The 20017-nt window shown below is 49.9% G+C and carries 14 protein-coding genes and 3 pseudogenes; 8 read left to right on the top strand and 9 right to left on the bottom strand.

Translation table 11 applies throughout. The features are described from left to right. Positions 1 to 367 precede the first annotated feature (367 nt). The 4 genes and pseudogenes from ACXAGA_RS10160 to ACXAGA_RS10145 all read right to left on the bottom strand — a co-directional run. Positions 368 to 538, bottom strand: a pseudogene (locus ACXAGA_RS10160) (IS3 family transposase); the annotation flags it as partial. Further along, a complete protein-coding gene (locus ACXAGA_RS10155; protein WP_420845597.1) occupies positions 471 to 695 on the bottom strand; it encodes an IS110 family transposase in 225 nt (74 codons plus the stop codon). The gene ACXAGA_RS10155 and the pseudogene ACXAGA_RS10160, both read right to left, overlap by 68 nt. A gap of 454 nt (positions 696 to 1149) precedes the next feature. Further along, positions 1150 to 1368: pseudogene (locus tag ACXAGA_RS10150) on the bottom strand (transposase); the annotation flags it as partial. Between the two features lie 97 nt (positions 1369 to 1465). After that, on the bottom strand, positions 1466 to 6601 hold the full coding sequence (locus ACXAGA_RS10145) for a RecQ family ATP-dependent DNA helicase (RefSeq protein ID WP_475117353.1): 5136 nt from the start codon (positions 6599 to 6601) through the stop codon (positions 1466 to 1468). 407 nt (positions 6602 to 7008) lie between these two features. On the opposite strand from ACXAGA_RS10145, the gene ACXAGA_RS10140 reads away from it, so the two are divergent. The 7 genes from ACXAGA_RS10140 to ACXAGA_RS10110 are packed head-to-tail and all read left to right on the top strand — an operon-like array spanning position 7009 to position 13388. Then, positions 7009 to 8175 carry a nucleotide sugar dehydrogenase gene (locus ACXAGA_RS10140; RefSeq protein WP_475117352.1) on the top strand — a complete coding sequence of 389 codons (1167 nt, stop codon included), beginning with the start codon at positions 7009 to 7011 and terminating at the stop codon, positions 8173 to 8175. A 4-nt stretch (positions 8176 to 8179) separates the two neighbouring features. Continuing rightward, positions 8180 to 9190: an NAD-dependent epimerase/dehydratase family protein gene (locus tag ACXAGA_RS10135; RefSeq protein ID WP_475117351.1), complete on the top strand. Its 1011-nt coding sequence runs from the start codon at positions 8180 to 8182 to the stop codon at positions 9188 to 9190. Position 9191: 1 nt separating this feature from the next. After that, positions 9192 to 9635 carry a hypothetical protein gene (locus tag ACXAGA_RS10130; RefSeq protein ID WP_475117350.1) on the top strand — a complete coding sequence of 148 codons (444 nt, stop codon included), beginning with the start codon at positions 9192 to 9194 and terminating at the stop codon, positions 9633 to 9635. Next, positions 9632 to 10099, top strand: a complete 468-nt coding sequence (locus ACXAGA_RS10125; protein WP_475117349.1) for a glycosyltransferase — start codon at positions 9632 to 9634, stop codon at positions 10097 to 10099. Before ACXAGA_RS10130 ends, ACXAGA_RS10125 begins: the two co-directional genes overlap by 4 nt. Positions 10100 to 10109: 10 nt before the next feature. Then, positions 10110 to 10946 (top strand): glycosyltransferase family 2 protein, encoded by an 837-nt coding sequence (locus ACXAGA_RS10120; protein WP_475117348.1) that lies wholly within the window; start codon positions 10110 to 10112, stop codon positions 10944 to 10946. Between the two features lie 5 nt (positions 10947 to 10951). Beyond that, entirely contained in the window at positions 10952 to 12229 is a 1278-nt protein-coding gene (locus ACXAGA_RS10115) for a hypothetical protein (protein WP_475117347.1), read from the top strand. After that, positions 12222 to 13388 carry a hypothetical protein gene (locus tag ACXAGA_RS10110; RefSeq protein WP_475117346.1) on the top strand — a complete coding sequence of 389 codons (1167 nt, stop codon included), beginning with the start codon at positions 12222 to 12224 and terminating at the stop codon, positions 13386 to 13388. The genes ACXAGA_RS10115 and ACXAGA_RS10110 overlap by 8 nt, the downstream gene beginning before the upstream one ends. A 603-nt stretch (positions 13389 to 13991) precedes the next feature. Here ACXAGA_RS10110 and ACXAGA_RS10105 read toward each other — a convergent pair. The 4 genes and pseudogenes from ACXAGA_RS10105 to ACXAGA_RS10090 form a co-directional block, all read right to left on the bottom strand. Beyond that, positions 13992 to 14704, bottom strand: a pseudogene (locus ACXAGA_RS10105) (IS5 family transposase). A gap of 241 nt (positions 14705 to 14945) precedes the next feature. Then, positions 14946 to 16922, bottom strand: a complete 1977-nt coding sequence (locus ACXAGA_RS10100; RefSeq protein ID WP_475117345.1) for a hypothetical protein — start codon at positions 16920 to 16922, stop codon at positions 14946 to 14948. Further along, entirely contained in the window at positions 16922 to 17662 is a 741-nt protein-coding gene (locus ACXAGA_RS10095) for a hypothetical protein (RefSeq protein ID WP_475117344.1), read from the bottom strand. The genes ACXAGA_RS10100 and ACXAGA_RS10095 overlap by 1 nt, the downstream gene beginning before the upstream one ends. A 394-nt stretch (positions 17663 to 18056) precedes the next feature. Continuing rightward, entirely contained in the window at positions 18057 to 18236 is a 180-nt protein-coding gene (locus tag ACXAGA_RS10090) for a hypothetical protein (protein ID WP_475117343.1), read from the bottom strand. A gap of 477 nt (positions 18237 to 18713) precedes the next feature. Between ACXAGA_RS10090 and ACXAGA_RS10085 the strand changes: the two genes are divergently transcribed. Then, a complete protein-coding gene (locus ACXAGA_RS10085) occupies positions 18714 to 18938 on the top strand; it encodes a hypothetical protein (RefSeq protein ID WP_475117342.1) in 225 nt (74 codons plus the stop codon). Here ACXAGA_RS10085 and ACXAGA_RS10080 read toward each other — a convergent pair. Next, positions 18904 to 19959, bottom strand: a complete 1056-nt coding sequence (locus tag ACXAGA_RS10080; protein WP_475117364.1) for a hypothetical protein — start codon at positions 19957 to 19959, stop codon at positions 18904 to 18906. The genes ACXAGA_RS10085 and ACXAGA_RS10080 overlap by 35 nt on opposite strands. Between the last annotated feature and the right edge of the window lie 58 nt (positions 19960 to 20017).

The following is a 20017-nucleotide window of genomic DNA, read 5'->3' as shown; positions in this document are numbered from 1 at the left end:
GTAAAATGCGATGCCAACCGCTCGTTCTCAGGCGCAGATATGCCACGAGATTTTCAACACAATAGCCTCTGCGCACTTTTTTCAGATTTTTCGCGGGCACATGGTCCGCAACCTGAACTGGCTCTATAAGTGCAGGCTTGGTGGAGCTCATTTACATGAAACTCCACCAAGCCTACGATCCCACCTGAGTGGGAAAAAACCTCTTGCGACACAGGTTCGCGGTTCGGTCCATTCCCGCCCTGAGCGGGAAAAGTAGCCCACCGATGTGGGCAAGAACGAGCGCCGCTGACGCGGAAACATCGCATTCGGCGCGAAGCCTGGACAATGCCTGGACCTGTCCCGCTTTTGTGCCGCCCCTCGCGCTCGTTTAGGCTACCTTCCGTTCGATAGCGACCGGACTTTTCCATCCCAGTGCTGAGTGGCGACGTCTCGGGTTATAGAAGCCGTTGATGTACTCGAAGATCGCCATCTCAGCTTGTCGCCTTGTTTCCCATGATCGTCTCCAGATCAGCTCGGCCTTGATCGTTTTGAAGAAGGTCTAAACAGCCGCATTGCCGCAGCCAACTTGCATCACTCACGTCGGTTTTGCGGCCCGGCACATTCTTGGCGTACCGGGCGTTCACCAGGATCACTTCGAGACCATGCGCCTCCAAAACCTCGAAGGCAGGTATCCAGTAAACGCCCGTAGATTCCATCGCCACGATGGTGACGCCACAAGACCGGAACCAATCGGCCAGATCATGCAGATCCAGAGTGAATGTCCCGAAGGCCCACACCGGCTTGACGTCCGCGTCAGGGGTTGACGGCGGCCATATGCAATGTTGAGCCGATATCGATTGCAGCCGCATTGGGATTGACCATCTTCAGATCCGGGTGGCTGCCGGTCTTACACTTCGTCATGTTAACACCTCCGTTCAAATCGAAGGGCGTGGACCATGCAAGTTCGTCATCTTCCTAACCGGGATCAATGCCGAGCAGTGTCGCCACGCTAAAGTGCGCATCAGTCCATGTGCCACGTTTTTTTTAACAGGGTCTGACCCACCAATAAGCTATCGGCAACTGCCCTTCGATCACACCATAGCACGGGCTGTTTCTACCGCGCACAGGCGGGCGACGGCTCGGAACAGTTTTTAGAATTTCTCTCTCCTACTTGAGGAGCTTGATCTCGCGCCGAAGTCGGTCATTCCCTTTGGCGAGATCTAAATCTTCTTTCGACACCACATCAGTGTCTCGATGCGCGGCGATCCATTTGTTCAGCATCGGCATCCCGACACCCAGATCGTCAGCCACTTGCTTGCGCGTAAGCCCGCTGGTAAGCGCGATGCGCACCGCATCAGCGCGGAATTCGTCCGTTCGTTTCAGTCCCATAATGCGTCTCCTTTGTTGTAGTAAATGCTAGCAAAGGAGCGGCATCAAACCGCGACAGGTCCAATCACTTTCCAATTTAATCTGTTAGCACAATTACTTAAGCATCTCTCCTAAAAATAAACTCAGGCAAAACCGTTTCCCAATCATCACGTTTAATGGATGTTTGGAACTTCTCTTCGTTGTCAGCTTTACGCCATCGAATAATTGCGCCGACTTTTCCAGAAACCAAAACATGCCCTGCCGGCGGTTCCCATTTTGCCGCCATTTGACCGATCACGACGCCCTGACTATCAATCAAAAGCCACTTTCCTGACTGTTTTTCTATCCGCAGCGGATCATCAACTTTCGCTTTGGAAATAGCTGCCAGCGTTTTATTGCCCTCCTTTAACCGACCCGCGTAAGATAGATTTACGGTCGACATTTCGGGGAGCTGGTATTGGTCAGGATTAGGTAAATCGTGTTTTTTCGGCGGTTCAATCTTACGTAGCAGTTCGCTTTCACTATCAGCCAACACAAACGGGTGTTCGCCGCTGACCACGACAGACACACTCTTCATTGCGCGTGTCATGGCGACATAGAACAGGCGGCGCGGCGCCTCTCCGTCTTCACCGCGAGAGATGGACTGCCAGCCGCCATTCAATATGACTACATGATCGAATTCCAACCCTTTGGATCGGTGCGCAGTCAGCAACAATAGGCCACGTTGCGTCCCGCGGACATCTTGCGCCCATTCAGCCAGCCATTCGATAACGTCTGGTACGGGCATCGTCTTTTTACCTAGCTCGCGGGCTAGGTCTGCGATCCCATCAACGATCAGTTCTATCCAGCGGTTCGATGGCTGTTCATTCAGAACCATCAGCAAATCGGTCACCGACAGCATCGCTGTCGGGTTCTGCCGCAGGCGCGCGATGAACCGCTGCATCTCGCGCAATCGCCAAACGCTGGGCAGTTTTTCATTGGCCATTTCTACGGCAAGTCCCAGCTGCTCTGCATATGCCCGAACAGGGCCTAGACTTTTCCAATCGCGCGAAATGATTGCACAACGGGTCCAATTGAAATCAGGATCCAGTCGCGACAATCGAACCATTTCATCAACCGCTGCCATCGCTTGGACTGTAGGGTTGCTTTCTACGTCTAGGAATTGAACACGCCCCTGCCCGATTGGATCGTGATTTGCCATTGCGCCGCCGCCCATTTCCAACATGCGGGCCTTATCGACGCTGATCGGATGATCTTTCTTCATGCGGTCACGCGCGGGTTCAATGACCTGATTGGACGCGTCTACTATGAACTTTGTGGATCGATAGTTTTCGGTCAGGAAGACAGGTTTGGCGCGGTAGTCTTCTTCGAATTGGCGGATAAAAGATACCGATGCACCGGTAAACGAATAGATGTTCTGGTCGTCATCGCCGACCGCAAACAGACTGAGTTTTTGATCTGCGTCTTCAAGTGACCGCCCTGCCACGGCTGAAATCAAGGCGTATTCTTCGGCACCTATGTCCTGATATTCATCAACCAAGATCCACCGATATCCTTGGATCAAAGCTTCGCGTTGGGCCTCGGCTTCAGATTTGCTCAACCCTTCGCAATCAAGCAGCCGCACAGCCTCCATGATAATGCCGTCGAAATCGCGTTCTTCGTTCGATGTGCCGGTAAAGCTTGCTCCGACCAGCCGCATCGCCAACGAATGGCATGTTGTGACCGTGACAAACGATGCGTCGTCCCCAACAAGGTGCCGCAGCCGCGCCCTGATTTCTGCGGCGGCGTGGCGGTTGTAGGTCATGACCAAAATTTCACGCGGATTTTCACGGCGCACACGCAGCAGATAGGCAATGCGATGCACCAACACCCTTGTCTTGCCAGCGCCAGGCCCGGCCAGAACCAAAACATTCGTTTCTTCGCGATCGTCGGCAACGATGGCTTGTTGCACAGGGTTGTTCAGGTTTTCGACGATTTCTTTCCACGCTTTGCCCGTTGTACGGCGTCGTATTTCCACGCCCCGTTTCGGCATCCAACGCTGCAAAAAACGCTCTTGCTCTAGTTCAAAATAGTCTTTGGACAATCTGATCGCATCATTGATGTTATCCAAACCTTTGGTCGCGTATTCCGCCATGACATGGGTTTGAATCGTTTGTTCGCGATAGTGTTCTTCTAACGGCGTGAAATCCTTTTTCGTGAAACTGGCGCGGGTTTGGTTCAAATAAATCGTCATCGCAGAACGGAAAACGGTCAGACCTTTGCCCAAGGTGACGACTTGCTGTTCGTGCAACCACAGCAGCGCGCGCTCCATCAGTTTGGTCATATCTTTGACGCCCGCAGCTTTGAAAACTGCATTGTTGGACAGCACGCCCAGCAAATCGCCGATCGTGGTTTCCACCTGAATGTCTTTACCGCGCGATCCTGTTGGCGCTGCTTTGATCAAGAAATCCAAGAGTATATCCGCAGCCGCATGGCGGATGGTCGAGGTTTGTTCGATAACCTTCCATGATCGTTGCAGGATCACCTCGTGAGTTTTGTGTGTCAGTTTACGCAGACGGACGTTGCCGAAACCGCCATCACTGTCACGCCCGTCGCGTTCGATACTGCGCAGCAAACGGTCAATTATGTGGGGGCTACCGTTTTCGTGACCCTTTTCACGCAACATCTGACTGGCCGAATTGATGTCGATCTGGGCGCCTTCACCAACGTCCACATCAGGGGCATATTCACGCATCGAAGCGATCAACGCTGTTTCCAGCGCCATGGCTTTGGACAAACGCTGTTTTGATTGATTTTCGATACCAATATGAACCGAAACAGTGATCGCAATATCGTTTCGCGCAATTCCCAAGGTTTCCAGATCGGCCATCGCTTTGGACAATTCGCGATGCGACATTCCGCTGACGCCCGTCAGTTCATCTGTCGAAATTCCCTGATCCGAAGGCGTGTTCATCACATGCACGACAATGGCCCGCAGACGATTGCGATGCGCCTCGGAAATTTGTGCTTTGCCTAATTTTTCTTCTGCTTCGGCCATTGTCCGGACAAGCAAAGACGAAGGAAACACCTGAACACGGTTTTCTTCGCGCGATAGCAGCTTTGCCTCTTCTAACCACGAAACGGCTGTTTTGACCCGCGTATCTTCGGTCGTGCAGTCACGCAGGAATTCGCGATCCTTTTCCTCTCGGACGATCTCTCCTGGTGTGGCGACAATCTTGCCACTGTTGCGCGTGTGTTCATCAATGCGGCGCAGTGCCTTTAATATTGCGCCAATTTCATGTCTTTCCAATCGCGACCGCGCAGCCAATGAAAACTGCCGTTCAACATCGTCAGAATGATACAGCAGAACGCATTCAGCTGGGGCGCGGTCACGGCCAGCCCTGCCCGCCTCTTGAAGGTAGTTTTCCAACGATCCGGGCACGTCAGCATGAACAACCAACCGAATGTCTGGTTTATCAATGCCCATACCAAACGCGTTCGTCGCGGCAATGATCCGCAGATCGCCAACACGAAACCGTTCTTGAACTATTTGTTTATCGTCAGCCGTTAGCCCCGCATGGAAATGCTCTGCCGACAACCCCTGAGCCTTTAGGAAAGAAGCCACACGTTCGGTTTCACCGCGGGTCGCACAGTAGACAATCGCCCCGGATTTTGCGTCTGGCTCCATCTTTTCGTTCAGGACGTTCAGAATATCGCCTAATTTGCTGCCTTTGTTGGTTGGCTGCACGTTGAACGTCAGGTTCGTCCGACTGGCACCGCCATCAAACAAACCCAGCTCGACACCCAGTCCGCCCCTAAAATGATCGGTGATGTCTTGAACGACTTCGGGTTTAGCCGTTGCTGTCAAACAAAGCAAAGGCGCAGGTTTACGATCACCAGAGAAGTCTTTGATAAAACGCGCGATATACCGATAATCGGGCCTGAAATCGTGTCCCCATTTGGAAACGCAGTGCGCTTCGTCCAGCACCCACAGTCCAACTTCGCGTTGTTGCAGAACAGATCTGACCGATACGCTGCGCAGCTGTTCGGGCGAAATAATAAGGATGGACGCCCCACCCATGCGCACTCGGTCCAGCGCCTCTTGCCTTTCGGGCATGGACAGCAAACCGTTGATCGTCACCGACGATGAAATTCCAACACGTTCCAGCCCCTGAACCTGATCAACCATCAATGCAACCAGCGGAGATATCACGACAGTCAGCGCACCTGTCTTTTCATAAAGGCTCAGCGCGGGCACCTGATAACAAACGGATTTACCTGTGCCCGTTGGCAAAATGCCCAGCACGTTTTCCCGACGCATGGATTGGTCGACGATAACCTGTTGCAGCGGGTTGCCGTCGACATCTACAGGCTGCGGCCTGAACTGTTCGAAACCGAACCATTTTTTCAACGCTCCGACTGGGTCGTTTTGATGCGCACACCACTGACAGTTTGCATCGTTACAGTTGGTATCGCGCAGTTCACGCACCAAATCTGCGGCCTCGGGAAATGATTGCCGGACCCATGGCGGCATAACCGAATTGCCGCCTGAAACCGATATCCAAGCCAAGGCATAAGCCAGCGGCCACCCCATCCGCGTATCATTGAGCCGACCAATGACGCGGCCAATCTGTGCTGTGCAACCCTGATCCCGAAGAAGATTTTGGATTGCTTCAATTGCGGCATCCCGTTTGGGGCGTTTATCCTTTCGCACGTCCGCAAAGACAGCGTCAAAACCAGCCGATCGATCAGACAGCGTACAAAGATAATGATAGGCGGTCAGCGTATCTTTGTTTCCATGATTTAGATCACGCAAAGCCTGCAACTGATTTTCCAGAACATCAAAAACCAACCTAGCATCCAGTTCCGGATCATTGATGTGCCCCGCTTGCAGCCGCCCATCGTGATAATGTTTGACAAGGTGGTGATATGGATTTCGTGGAAACGCCAATGGGTTAAGCCACAAGGTATCGATTGGAGCATCCATTTTGGCTCGCAGCTCTCGGCGCGAAACCAACAGGTGTTCAATATCGTGCCGCAACACATTGTGGCCCACAATAAACGGATAGTTCGCGAGGCTTTTTTCGAGCTTAGTCAGTCCCGCTTCCAGGCCGGATTTAGGCGCCACAATCGCTGGGCCGTCGCCATATGCCACGGCCGCCAGATCGAAAACCTTCGCCGTTTTAGGATTGACCTCTAAATCAACCGACAAACACTTTTCCAACAGAGGTCGATCGTCATTCTGCTGGGTACGAAGAAATTTGAAAAGTGCCATAAACCGAACGTTTTAGTAGTTGTGAAACCAACCTAAAGGTGGTGCAACTATACCGCAAGCGAACTTAACACCGCATACATCAACTGGAAATCGCCATAATCCTACCGGCCATCAGCGCGCGATAAGTTTAGCAACGGCAAATCGAGACGCAGCGCGTCTTGGCTGCCTGGTGCAGTCTTTAATATGCATCAAGAAATTATCATCTGATGGAAATTTAGGCAGACAACCGCGAGTCTGAACTCCAGTCGATAATAAGGTTTAAGAACCTTGATAACACCGCGCACACGCAGTATGCGTTAGGTATATTTTTAAGCTTTTTAGCACCAATACACATCCCCTCGGGCGAATTCAGACACTTACTTACCGGTCAGGTCATCCAACCCGAGAACGAATTTAAGGAACTACGGATGAAAATTGCCGTTGCTGGACTTGGCTATGTTGGCCTATCGAATGCAGTCCTGCTTGCCCAGAACCACTGTGTCAAAGCTGTTGATATCGACAAAAACCGCGTGGCGATGGTCAACGCCCGTCAGTGTCCGATTGTCGATGCCGAACTCGAAGAATTCCTTGCGGAAAAAACGCTGGATCTGACCGCCACAACATCGGCCGAAGATGCCTTTCGCGAGGCGGATTTCGTCATCGTGGCGACCCCGACGAACTATGATCCCGTGTCGAACTATTTCGACACACGGTCAGTCGAACAGGTCATCGGCTATGTGCTCGCCTACAATCCGCGCGCGACGATCGTTGTCAAATCGACGATCCCTGTGGGATTTGTTGCCAGCATGCGCGAACGGTTCCAGACGGACGAAGTGATCTTTAGCCCCGAATTCCTGCGCGAAGGCCGCGCGCTGTACGACAACTTGTACCCCAGCCGGATCATCGTCGGTGACCGCACAGCTAAGGCACAGCAATTCGCCGATCTGCTGCTGGAAGGCGCCGTGAAAAAGGACGTCGAGGTTCTGTTGACCGACAGCTCAGAGGCCGAAGCGATCAAGCTCTTCGCTAACACCTATCTGGCGATGCGCGTCGCGTTCTTTAACGAACTGGACAGCTACGCCCTGTCGCGCGGGATGGACAGCCGTCAGATCATCAACGGCGTCAGCCTCGATCCGCGGATCGGGTCGCATTACAACAATCCGTCGTTCGGTTATGGCGGCTATTGCCTGCCAAAAGACACCAAACAGTTGCTCGCGAATTATTCCGAAGTTCCCCAGAACCTGATCGCGGCAATTGTCGACGCCAACCGCACGCGCAAGGATTATCTGGCCGATTTTATCATCGCCAAATCACCCAAAGTCGTCGGCGTCTACCGCCTTGTTATGAAAGCCGGTTCCGATAATTTCCGCCAGTCGTCGATCCAGGGCATCATGAAACGGCTCAAGGCGAAAGGCGTCGAGGTCATCGTGTATGAACCCGTGCTAGAGGACGATGAATTCTATCGGTCCCGCGTCGAACGCGATCTGGACGCGTTCAAATCGCAATCCGACATCATCATCGCCAACCGCATGACCGACGACATTCGCGATGTGTCGGACAAAGTCTTCACTCGCGACCTATTTGAATCGGACTAATTCAATGCCCACTGCCCTAGTCACCGGCGCTGCCGGATTTATCGGATCGTTCGTTTGCCGCACCTTGCTAGAGGAAGGCTGGCGCGTGATCGGGCTGGATTGCATGTCGGATTATTATGACGTCAGCCTAAAAGAACGCCGCGAAGACACCCTGCGTGCCTACGACAATTATCGGTCGGTGCATGATAAGGTTGAAACGCCTAACCTGTTGATGTCGTTGTTTGAACAGGAACGCCCTGACGCGGTGATCCACCTCGCAGCCCAAGCTGGCGTGCGCTATTCCATCGACAATCCACGCGCATACCTAGAAAGCAACATCGTCGGCACTTTTGAGCTGTTAGAGGCCGCCCGCGCGTTTCCGCCAAAACACATGCTGCTGGCGTCTACGTCGTCGGCTTATGGCGCGAATACCGAAATGCCATATGTTGAAACGCACAAGGCCGACCACCAGATGTCGTTCTATGCGGCGACCAAAAAATCGACCGAAAGCATGGCGCATTCCTATGCGCATTTGTTCGATCTGCCGATGACGATGTTCCGTTTCTTTACCGTCTACGGGCCTTGGGGTCGCCCCGATATGGCGCTGTTCAAATTCACCAAAGCGATTTTGGAAGGCAAACCAATCGACGTCTATAACTATGGCGATATGAAGCGTGACTTTACCTATGTCGAAGATCTGGTTCACGCAATCCGCTTGTTGATCGACGCCGTGCCTGTGCGCCCCGCAGATGGCATCGTGCCTGAAGGCGACAGCCTATCCCCCGTCGCCCCGTTCCGCGTGGTGAACATCGGCAACAACGACGCCGTCCAACTGACTGACTTTATCGAAGCAATCGAGGCCGCAACCGGCGCAACCGCCGAACGCAACCTGATGCCGATGCAGGCAGGCGATGTCCCAGCGACGTGGGCCGACGCCGATTTGCTGAAATCCCTGACGGGCTACGCCCCGAAAACATCCGTCCGCGAAGGCGTCGCCAATTTCGTCAGATGGTATCGGCAATATTTCGGAGTATAAAATGAAAGTAGCATTCGCTTCATCCAGTGGAGGCCACTGGGAACAGTTACTCTTGATAGCAAATGGCATCGAGGCAACTGAGAAACTGTTTATCTGCACTGACACAACACAAAATCACCGTGTTTCTCCCTACAACTTTCAAACGATCACAGATTGCAACCAAAAAACACCATTAAAAATTATAAAATGTCTCATCCAAAACATTTTTTTAATACGTAAAGAACGACCAGATCTAATTTTAAGTACAGGCGCAGCACCTGGCCTAGTAACAATTTTTGCAGCAAAAATATTAGGACATAAAAAGACAATTTGGGTAGATAGCATCGCGAATGCCGAAAGAATTTCACTGAGCGGTAGAATAGCTAAGCGAATAGCTTCAAGAACCTACACACAGTGGGAACACTTAAGATCAAATGACATCTTTTACTCTGGGTCGACAATATGATCTTCATAACCGTAGGAACGCAACTACCTTTCGATAGACTCATCAAAGGACTAGACCGCTTACCATACTTTTCCAGTCATGAAGCGTTAGCTCAGATTGGTACAGGAGCAACATATATCCCCCAAAATATCGACTATGAGAAAAACCTTTCTCAGCTAAAATTCCAGGAAGCATTCGAAATGGCGTCGGTCATAATTAGCCATTCTGGCATTGGCACTGTTTTGACAGCCCAACGACTCGGCAAACCACTAATAGTTTTTCCAAGAATGTCAGCTTTTAAGGAACACCGCAACGATCACCAAATCGCCACAACAAAGCAATTGGAAAGCATCCATGGAATTTATTGCACAAGAACAATCGACGAAATTGACGACCTTCTGAAGAAAAAACTACAAGCACCAAACAGCGAACAAAATAAAAGCTTAGAAAAACTGCAAAGGGACATTAACAACTATGCAAAGTAAGATACACATAGTGACCCCGCTGCGAGACGAAATTGAAAATATTGACTATCTTTACCAATCGATGTCATCGCAAAGCACAGAAATAGACACATGGGTGATAGTTGAAAATGGATCAACTGACGGTTCAAAAGAAAAACTCCAATCAAAAGAAAGACCACAAAATGTAAAAAATTTGATAATTCTGAACAAGGACTTTCCAAACAGGAACTATGCACTTGGAAGCAAATACGCCCAAGTAATCCAATGCGGCTTTGAGGAAATTTTCAAACTTCTCCCCTTGGATTCAAATGATCTCATTGGAATCAATGACGCTGATAGCTTTCCTGAACCAAATTATTACAAAAAGATCTCTATGGCATTTGACAAAGCGCCATCACTAGGTATCGCAAGCGGAAGATGTATCGACATCAATACGAACGAGTATTCAGCACATGCAAAAGATTGGGTCCTAGGAAGCTGTAGGCTGTGGAGATACAAATGCTTGAGGGAAGCAGGTTATATTATAGGCCCATCAGCAGACACATTATCGCTCGCGAAGGCACATATAAACGGTTGGGAAACTACTGTAATTCAAGACGTAGCATTCAGATCACGCGAAGTCGGCCAACGAGCTAAGCAAAACTACTATGGAAAGTCAGCCTATTTTCGCGGAAATACAGCTTTGTATGCAATTTTACGAACTGTGAAATTTGCATCTCGAGGAAAATTTGACAGCGCATTGCAATACAGCGCTGGGTATTTTGGAAGTGTGATACAAAGAGCTCCAAAGACTAGCGATCAAGAGATTAAACTATATTTTAGAAACTACTTGAAGAGAAAACTAACAAAGAGAACTTCCGGGATTTGAATTAAATGCTCACCCGAAACTTTCAAATTACGATACTGCTTATATCTGCAATTTTATGCCAGATCCTCAATAGCTATGCAGCGATATACATTTCATTCACCGCTGCACTAGTATTTGTCGCAGTCACAGAAAGTGAAAAACTAGAGTCGTACATCTTAATATCGATTATCACCTTTCTATCCATCGGGTTACTAAACATTTCAACCTATAGAAACTTTATATCTACCGATACTATAAAGATTTATTCTGCAGCCTTCACCTTGATGATCGCACCCAGATTACTGGCTCCCAAAAGCAAAAACAAATCCGCCGAATGGAGAACAAAACGCCTCTTTGCACCAATGATGTATACGCATATTGCAATTAGTTGGATCGCGCTTTTATACATCTATGCAACAATTGGACCAATTATCGTAAACCAAGACTTGCGCTTTCAAATCCCAACGTCCTTCGGCTACATTATCCGCTCATGTCAATTTATACCATTGTACCTGTTCGCAACAAGAAAGGCAAAGGATCGATTGAGTCATCAAGTTTCAATTTCAATCATCTCAATACTGCCAACAGCTTTAATTGCAAGCAGATCAACCATCTTTTTAGTTTTCTTATCTATTTTTCTCTTATGGTTACACCAAAACACAAAAACCAATAATTTGTCCACAACACTAAAACAGTCCTTAAAAAATATGTCTGGAGGCGCAATAGTCTTCTTGGCTGCAATCCTGTTCATTTCGGGAGGTTTCTATTTACGCCGCTCCTCAACAGTTGAATTACTAGACGGTTTAATATTCGTCGAGTTATTTATGGGAGATTATCCTAAGCTTTTAACAATACCACTCGCTCCATTTCACCAAGGCTTCAATGAGGCCGCTGCACTTACATCAAGGATTGTCGATTTTGGCTATTTCAATCACTTTACATCCACCCCTTTAATTTTGGCTGACTTTGATAACCTTCTCGGCCGAAGTGACATTTCGGCAGCACAGTACTTTGGAAACTTGATAGGCCGAGCACAGGCTGGTGGCCTGACACCTGGTATAGTAGGCAGCGTCCTTCTCGATTACCCTCAGTACTACCCAATAGTATTCCTAATTATAGGTCTGGTTTTATTGTTTTTTAAATATTTAACCGCAAAAGATCAAAGGTGGATGATTATATACATCATCTTCATCGTTAGTTTCATGCACTTGCTGTTACGTGGCTTCATCAAACCCGAATACCTCACCAATCTATTTATCGCAATTTGCTACATGTCACAGGTAAAAGTTTTCCAAAATGACTAAACCGGATCCGAAAAAAATCGGCCTTGAAGCGATAGTGACTGTACTGAATAGAGTATCAAATCCAATTTGCATATTTGTCAGCATAGCATTTTTGTCGCGAACACTTAGCCAGACGAATTTCGAAAATTTTCTTATTACATTTAGCATAAGCCAATGGGGACTTCTAATTGGGTTCCAGTGGATCAAAAATAGCATAGTAAAAACATTTAGATCGAGCAACTTTTTTTACTTAACCACCTATGCGTCTCTTGGTAGCTCATTGGTTGTTTCCACTTTCATCTTCACAACGCTAAAAATGGATTTCATAACATCCATCAGCGTCACTCTTTTCACATTATCAAATGGAATAATCTATATCACCGTAACAAGACGAAGAATTCAGGGAGAAATAGTTACACCTCAATCTTTTGAGCTTTCCGGCGTAGCAATCAGATGGACCCTCGGATGCCTTTGTGCAGAAATATTCCAAAATATCCATTCAATTTTCTTGGCCATGACACTAGTCAACGTGCTGACTATATTGCTCACATTTCGATCCAAGCTGAATATAAACCTGCCCCAAAATGCATACCAAGTTAAAAAATTTGTCGTATTGAGCATATCCCTTCTGGTAACTGACATTTCATCATCAACGATGTTATATTTAGATAGAATAGTTACGAAAGATGCGAGCTTGATAATCCATTCGACCATCGGCACTCAAGCAACAACAGTTATTTTCGGAGCGCTATTAGCAATGATCATCCCACGGATTGCTCTTAAAGCAACAATTGATACATCATGGCCGCGAAAACACGTTAATTATAGTTTGATCTTTCTTGCCTTTTCGATACCGTCGCTCTTTTTTATTTATATTTCGGGTCCAATCGCGCTAGATTTCATTGCCCCCGACATTGAACCAAACGCAGTGCGCTTGACATGGTATGCGGCTGCTCAATTGACGCACTTTGCCTTTACGCTTTTCGCGCTATATTTTGTTCTGAAACACCGCTCGTACATACCGGCCATAATCTACCTTTTCTGCTGTGCTTTGTATGTGACTTTAGTAAAATTTTATCCTGAATATATACAATCAAATTACCCTATTTTACGATTTTCGATACTGGCTCTTGCCGGGGTTACTTTATGGTTGATAAGACTAAAACGAAATCTCGACTAAATGCTCAAAAACTTAAGGCGAAGCTCGCACTTATGATACACAAGCCAATTTTCTCAAGTCATTTCTCGAGCCCACCTCCAATCCATCTGTACGCGCCAACTGCTTCGCTCTCAAGATATCAAAATCGGACGGTTTTAAAAATTGGTTTCTCAAAAATCTACTAATTTCACTACATAGAATTGACAATGTCAAAGGTGCTAAAATTGATACCATCAAGTTTCCGCATGCAACAAATATTGTTATAGGAAGAGGCTGCGTCGTAGGTAAGAACACCACAATTTTTCACAATAAGACATTAGAGGCTATTGAAAATCTGCACCCAAATCTAGTCGATAACTGTGTTATCTGCCCTCATTCAGTCATCTTGGGAAAAGTTGTTTTTCCTTCTGGAAGCTTTGTAAAAGCTGGGAGCTTTATAGCAAAAAAATAAATAGGTTAGAGCTGAATGATCACGTTCATCCCTTAAGTATTTCAAACTACAAAGACCTTGCCGCACCTCAGCTTTTATTTCATTTTGAAAAATACCTTACCTACCGTTCACCCTTCTAGGGTCAGGACTCATAACCAATAGATGACGGTTACTGCGAATGCGATTGCGGACAGTTAGACCTTTGGGCATCGGTCGTATCGGGTTGCGACCCGTCGCCAGTCTTTCAATCTGCCGAACATGATTTCGATACGATTGCGACGTTTGTACCTGCGCTTGTCGTACCGCACAGCTACGGCGCGGGACTTTCGGCCGGGGATGCATGGCCGAATTCCCTTGTCTTGCAGGGCTTCGCGGAACCAATCTGCATCATAGCCATGGTCTCCAAGTAGCCAGTCGACCTTTGGCAAGCTACTCAACAACGCCCGTGCGCCGATATAATCGCTGACCTGTCCGGCGGTGACAAAGAGCCTGATCGGTCGTCATTGGCTGTCACTGGCCGAATGAAGCTTCGTATTCATCCCACCTTTGGTCCGGCCGATCAGACGTCCACGCCCCCCTTTTTGACGCCCATGCTGGTCGCGGTGCGGTGAGCTTTCAAATAGGTGGCGTCGATCGTGACGGTCTTTTACTCGCCATGTTCGGCGGCCAGGGCCATCATGATATGGGCAAAAACACCTTTCTCGCTCCAACGCTTCCAGCGATTGTACAGGGTCTTGTGAGGACCATATTCCTTGGGCGCATCACGCCAGGGTAAACCATTGCGATTGATGAAGATAATGCCGCTGAGTACACGTCGATCATCCACGCGAGGTTTGCCATGGGACTTGGGAAAGTACGGGGCAAGACGGGCCATTTGCGCGTCATTCAGCCAATATAGGTTGCTCATATCACCGCTCAATTTTCGCCCGGTGAATCACGCCACAAGGAGGAAATCAATGGGTCCTGACCCTAGATCAATAGTCGTTGTGGATGTAAGGCTTTAAGTCCTTTTAGATGGCAATCGAACCATTCGAGAACCTACCAGTGCGTCAAATAAGCCCGCTCACTGACATCTGAACAAAGTCAATTGCAGAAGATTGCGCCCTTTCGCGTCGGCAAAAAGGGCGCATTTCCCTTGCTCTCCATTATTAAACGATCTTCATAACCGCTTTCGGCGCCTCCACTTCGATGCGCCATAAGTTGGTTCCTGCCCTTTTGCGGGCGGTTAGTTTGGCTCCGTTGTAGTTGACGCCCTTCAATTTCGACATGAGCGCGGCTACGCTTCGGACCGACAGCGACGGATCAGAGTCCGAGATTTCACGGCACAAGCGTTCCAGCATCTCATCAGCGAAGATTGCTGTGCGGACTTGATCGGCCGTGAAATCGTCTGGGCCGAATTTTTCGGCCAAGGAGAACAGGAACGAATGATAGGTTTCGACTTCGGATGCATCACTGATTGCCTGTTTGAACAGGTCCAGCGGATCGCAAAGGCCCAGCTCGGGAATTTCCCGCGACAGCCGCAGGATCGGGTCCCTAACCATACGTGTCCAGCCTTCGAACGATCCCAAAGTTCCGGACAACGCTTTGTCCGGACGAGCCGCGACCGCAATCGACAATGCCGCCGAGATGATGTCTGCGCGCATGCGTTTAGCCTCGCCCTGCGGCGTGAAACCGAAATCTGCGGTGATGTGATCGTCGCAAGCTGGCAAGAGTTCGACCAACAGATACCGACGGTTCATCCCGCGGGGAAACGTCATGTTCACCCCATTTGCAATCAATAGCGCGGTATTACGGATCGAACCTCCTGTCCGGCTTTCGCCCAGAATGCGGTCTGACCAAATCGGCGACGCGATAAAGCTGGTCAGCACCTCGTTCCGGAAATTGCCGTCCATGTTGTCATAGATAATCACCGGATTTTGTTCGAGCAGATCCGCGTGCAGCAGTTTGCGCATCTCCGCGCTGCCAGATCTTTCCACGCTCTTCATACGGGGCAATTCGCCAGTCGCCAGCACGCCAAGCGCCTGCGCGATGAACGATTTACCCACGCCAACTTCGGGACTGCTGACGGCGATCATCGGTGCGGTATCTAACGCCGGACGCAAAACGGCCGTCATCACAGCGGCAAGAAGCGCTGTACGCCCCAACACCTTGTCCGGAAAATGATAGGCGCGAAATGGTGTCAGGCAGGTTTCGACCGCCGCTTTCATTGCGGGCGCGTCGAACGAGCGAGAAATCTCGGGCACCGCGTCGGTCCCGTTGAAAATAAACACGCCTGTTTTGTCATCATAGCCAGCATCGGCAATCAGGGTTCCATCCAAGCGGCACAGTGGATGGTCCGACGTGCCCGCTAAGTTCGGCAATTTGCCGTCACATAACGTTTCGACCTGCAACAGCAACCGACGCGGAATGTCGATGGATTTGCGCGCGGGACCTTTCTTGGTCATCTCGTATTTGAATGGCGCGACGATCCGCGACAGGTCATAGTCCAAACGTTCCGTCCGGACAGGTTTGAATTGCTGACCATTGCGGCACACCGTCGTCGATCCTGACGTGTAATACAGACCAGTGGCCCTCAACGCCTCGACACAGCGATCGACAAAACCGGCAGGGTTGTCAGGCGTAAATTCAATCTGGATACGCTCGATCGTGTTTTCGGACATCCCGCGCACCAATGCGTAAGTCGCGCCGCCATGAGCCTGCGAAACCAATTTAGGCGCCCTGCCCTTAAGGAACAACACACCGACGCTTTTGTAATCGCAGTACTCTGGCTCTAGCGGGTCCAACGTCGTGCGATTGTGATATGTGTCCGGGTTTTCCAGCACGTCCCGAACCGTTACGACTTCCGCTTCGTAGGTTTTGGGATCGACGACATGCAGTTCGAACTCTCCGGACAACTCCAGCTGATCGGCTGCGCGGACCAGCATTTGATCCGCGACATCTGCGGTCAAACCGTGCTTGCGCATGATTTCATCGCGGCGTTCCGCCAACCAGATTTTGCGCTGCGTAGCTGCGTCCTCTGTAGCCGCCCTTGCTGCCTCATCTTCGCGCTTTTTCGCTTCGGCCTTTGATGCCTCTTCGACCATGACAGAGGCAACGTTCAAAAAATCATCGATCATCGCACCCATCACACGACCTCCGGCTGGCCGCGGCGCTGGATCAAATGGGGGCCCGTACTCGCCCCCGCTGCAAAATCCAGGCGGCTGGGCTGATAGACGCTTTTGTCAAAAATCGTCCGTTTCAGGATACTGCCCGATTTGCTAATGGCGATATACCCATGACCCGCTGCCCAACACCGCACCCATAGATGTTCGGCAAACTCCGGTATCTGCTTTGCATCTGTCACGGGAACATAGAACCTTTGCCCCCGCAGACCTGACATTTCAGTGCCATCGTCTGTATAGATCATGCTACTGGATGACGGATACCACAGCATGGGCACATCCTTGAGTTCAGGCGCAACGCCGCGGATCAAGTTGATCGCCTCGGCCTTAGACAATGCCGACGCGTCTTTGGGTGGATCAATGTCGATCATGAAAATGCCGGGACCGTCAGGCCATTCGAAATGGTCGTTGATCCGCGCGATACGCCCCTCCCGCTGTTCAACGGGCAGCGCCTCATACACTGCGCGGGTCACGACCATGCCCATTTCTGCACCTTTGGGCAGGCCATAGGACAGGGCCTGATTGGTACGCAATGAAGCGATATGGTCACCGAATTCAGAGATGTTTGCACATTCATCCACCACATACATGCCGCGCGTCATGTAACCACCAGCCTTGGTCACCAGCGCCCCGTCCTGCAGGGTGATATGCTTTGTCAGCCGCTTCGGGGCTTCGCTCGTAAATGTCGTGAACCTGATCGTCATTCCAGTACCTTCGTTGTTCGATTTGAAACAAATGAAGGTCGCGCGAACACGCATTACAAACTGTTTTTTCGGCGAAACTGCGAAAATCTTAGGAAATAAAATATCAGGTCTTTGATTTATCGAACCAATTCGATCTGACAACAATTCAGTTAATTTTGCTAACATCTCCAGATCCTATATCGGAGATGAATTTGGGATAATTTATTTCCTAAATCTGATGGTAGTATTGTAGTGATGTACCGATTGGAACGTATAGAAACAAAGCAGAAAACCAGGTGACGTTTTCCCGAAAAAGGCGGCCATCGGTGCAACGCCACACCAGCATCCTGAATGACTGTTGTTGCAATACGCAACAAAGCCCGCAGCGGTAGATCGTTCCGCAATGCCTCTTGCGTTAACGCACGGACCAAATCCTCGGGTGATCCGATCGGTTCGTACCAATGCGCGACACAGGTTCCGCAAGCCGGACAAGATTACCGGTCTTGCGCCGCATCACCATCCCTAAGGAATCTACCAGTAAATCATCGTCGTCGCCCGACCCTGCCATCAGGTCCTGCGGCTCATAATAGGTCATTGAACCACCCCCAGAACGCTGTGGTGATTTCAAAACAGATGCTGCCGACCTCGTACAAGTCAGTCGCAGATTTTAGCAGTTTTGCAGAATATCGGATGGGCGCCACAAGGCGCTGAACACGAAAAACAGTCATGGAATACCTTCATATATCGCGAAAAACGAACAGAGTGTGCGTTACGCGGATATGAGGGCCTGTCTTTGCATAATCGTTTAATAATGGCTCGCGATTTCTATTTCAACTCAATCGCCGACATTTTTTGCCAGAGATAGTGTTTTGCACTTTCACCACCCCGATCGACACTGATTTCGAAAAGGAACCGTGGGAACCAGAAAAGTTGGGGAATTGTCTTGCATTCGCAAATCAAAACTCCTCTATCTGATCAGTTTCGGAAAAAACGCGACAAAGGCCATAATGATCAATCCCCCCCAAAAGCTGTATTTCGATGCAGCCCCCTATTTGCAGGGGGTGTATTCGGGATGGTGACAGCAGGGGAAATCACCGCAGCGCAGTTAGAACGCGCATTGGTCACTATCGCAGAGCTGGCGTTGGAAAACGAAGCCTACCTGCCGATTTTCGAACGACTAAACAACGAACTCTCTGCCATGCGTGCAAAGCGCGATCTGCTTGCGCAAGCGCGGCGTATCGTTGATGCACACCGACCAGCGATCACTTCAGATAGTCTGGAACCGGAAATGCAATAGCCTGCATGATCGCGGCGCGCTGTTCTAACTGCATTTCATCCCCGTACCATTCGCGACCACGGATATTGGTAACAGAATGGCCCATCAGCTCACCGCGGTCATCCGACTGCACTTCGACGCTCTTCAATCGGCTTTCGAACGTATGCCGCAAACCGCCCACTGTAATACCGCGGGGCAACAATCCATTTTTGCGCAGCGTTTTATGCACCCCATTGCTGTAGCTCGTTTTGCCGCGATAACGCGGAAACCCATTCGGGTTTCGTTTGGCCGCCGCGAGCGCCACGCCAAACAACGGCACCAATCTCGCGGAATGCTTGTTCTTGATCTGGCGCACTCCCTCTTCGTTTTTGATGACGATGTGGGGGATGGGCGCATCTAACTGAAACGCGGACGCTGGCAGGTCGTAGATTTCGCTTTGGCGACAACCTGTTTCAATGCTGATTAACAGAATGTCGCGCGCTTCGGTATTCAAGCAATCCAGCGCGCCATTTGCGAACCATTTTTCCAAAATGAATGCTACAGGCACTTCGTCCTTGCGCGTGCTTTTTTTGTGTCGATCAGTCAGATTAACGCCGTTGTAGATACGCGGAGGATCCTCGACCCCCAAATCGTCATAATAGCGTGACAACATCCCGGACATGTTCGTAAAATCTTTGTTGGCCGTTTCGATATCCAACCCGCGCTGTTTGATGCGCTCCTGCCAATACCGGCGGTGCAACAGCACGTCAGCACGCGTTAATTGCGCTACCGGTTTGTCACCGCCTATCGCCGCCACTAGGTTCTTAACCGCGCGTTTGCGTGGATTACGCCAGGCCTTCAACTGAGCATCGTTTTTGAACCGATTTTCATGCGCGGACAGGTCTTCAACGTGATCTACCAGCTGTGAAAGTAATAACTGTGGCTCTGATACTGTTCCCAGCGTTGCCGCTGCCACATTTGCATCGACATGACCATTCGACTGAATGGCGGCCTCTACCCGTTTTAGCAAATCGACCAGTGGCAGGTCGGCGACCTCGGCCACGGGCAGATATTGAAAACCTTTGTTTGCGCAAATACGTTGGGCGGCCTTAAACCGAACA

The organism is Marivivens sp. ABH4_498 (assembly GCF_056160585.1).
This window is presented reverse-complemented; position numbering and strand designations above follow the sequence as displayed.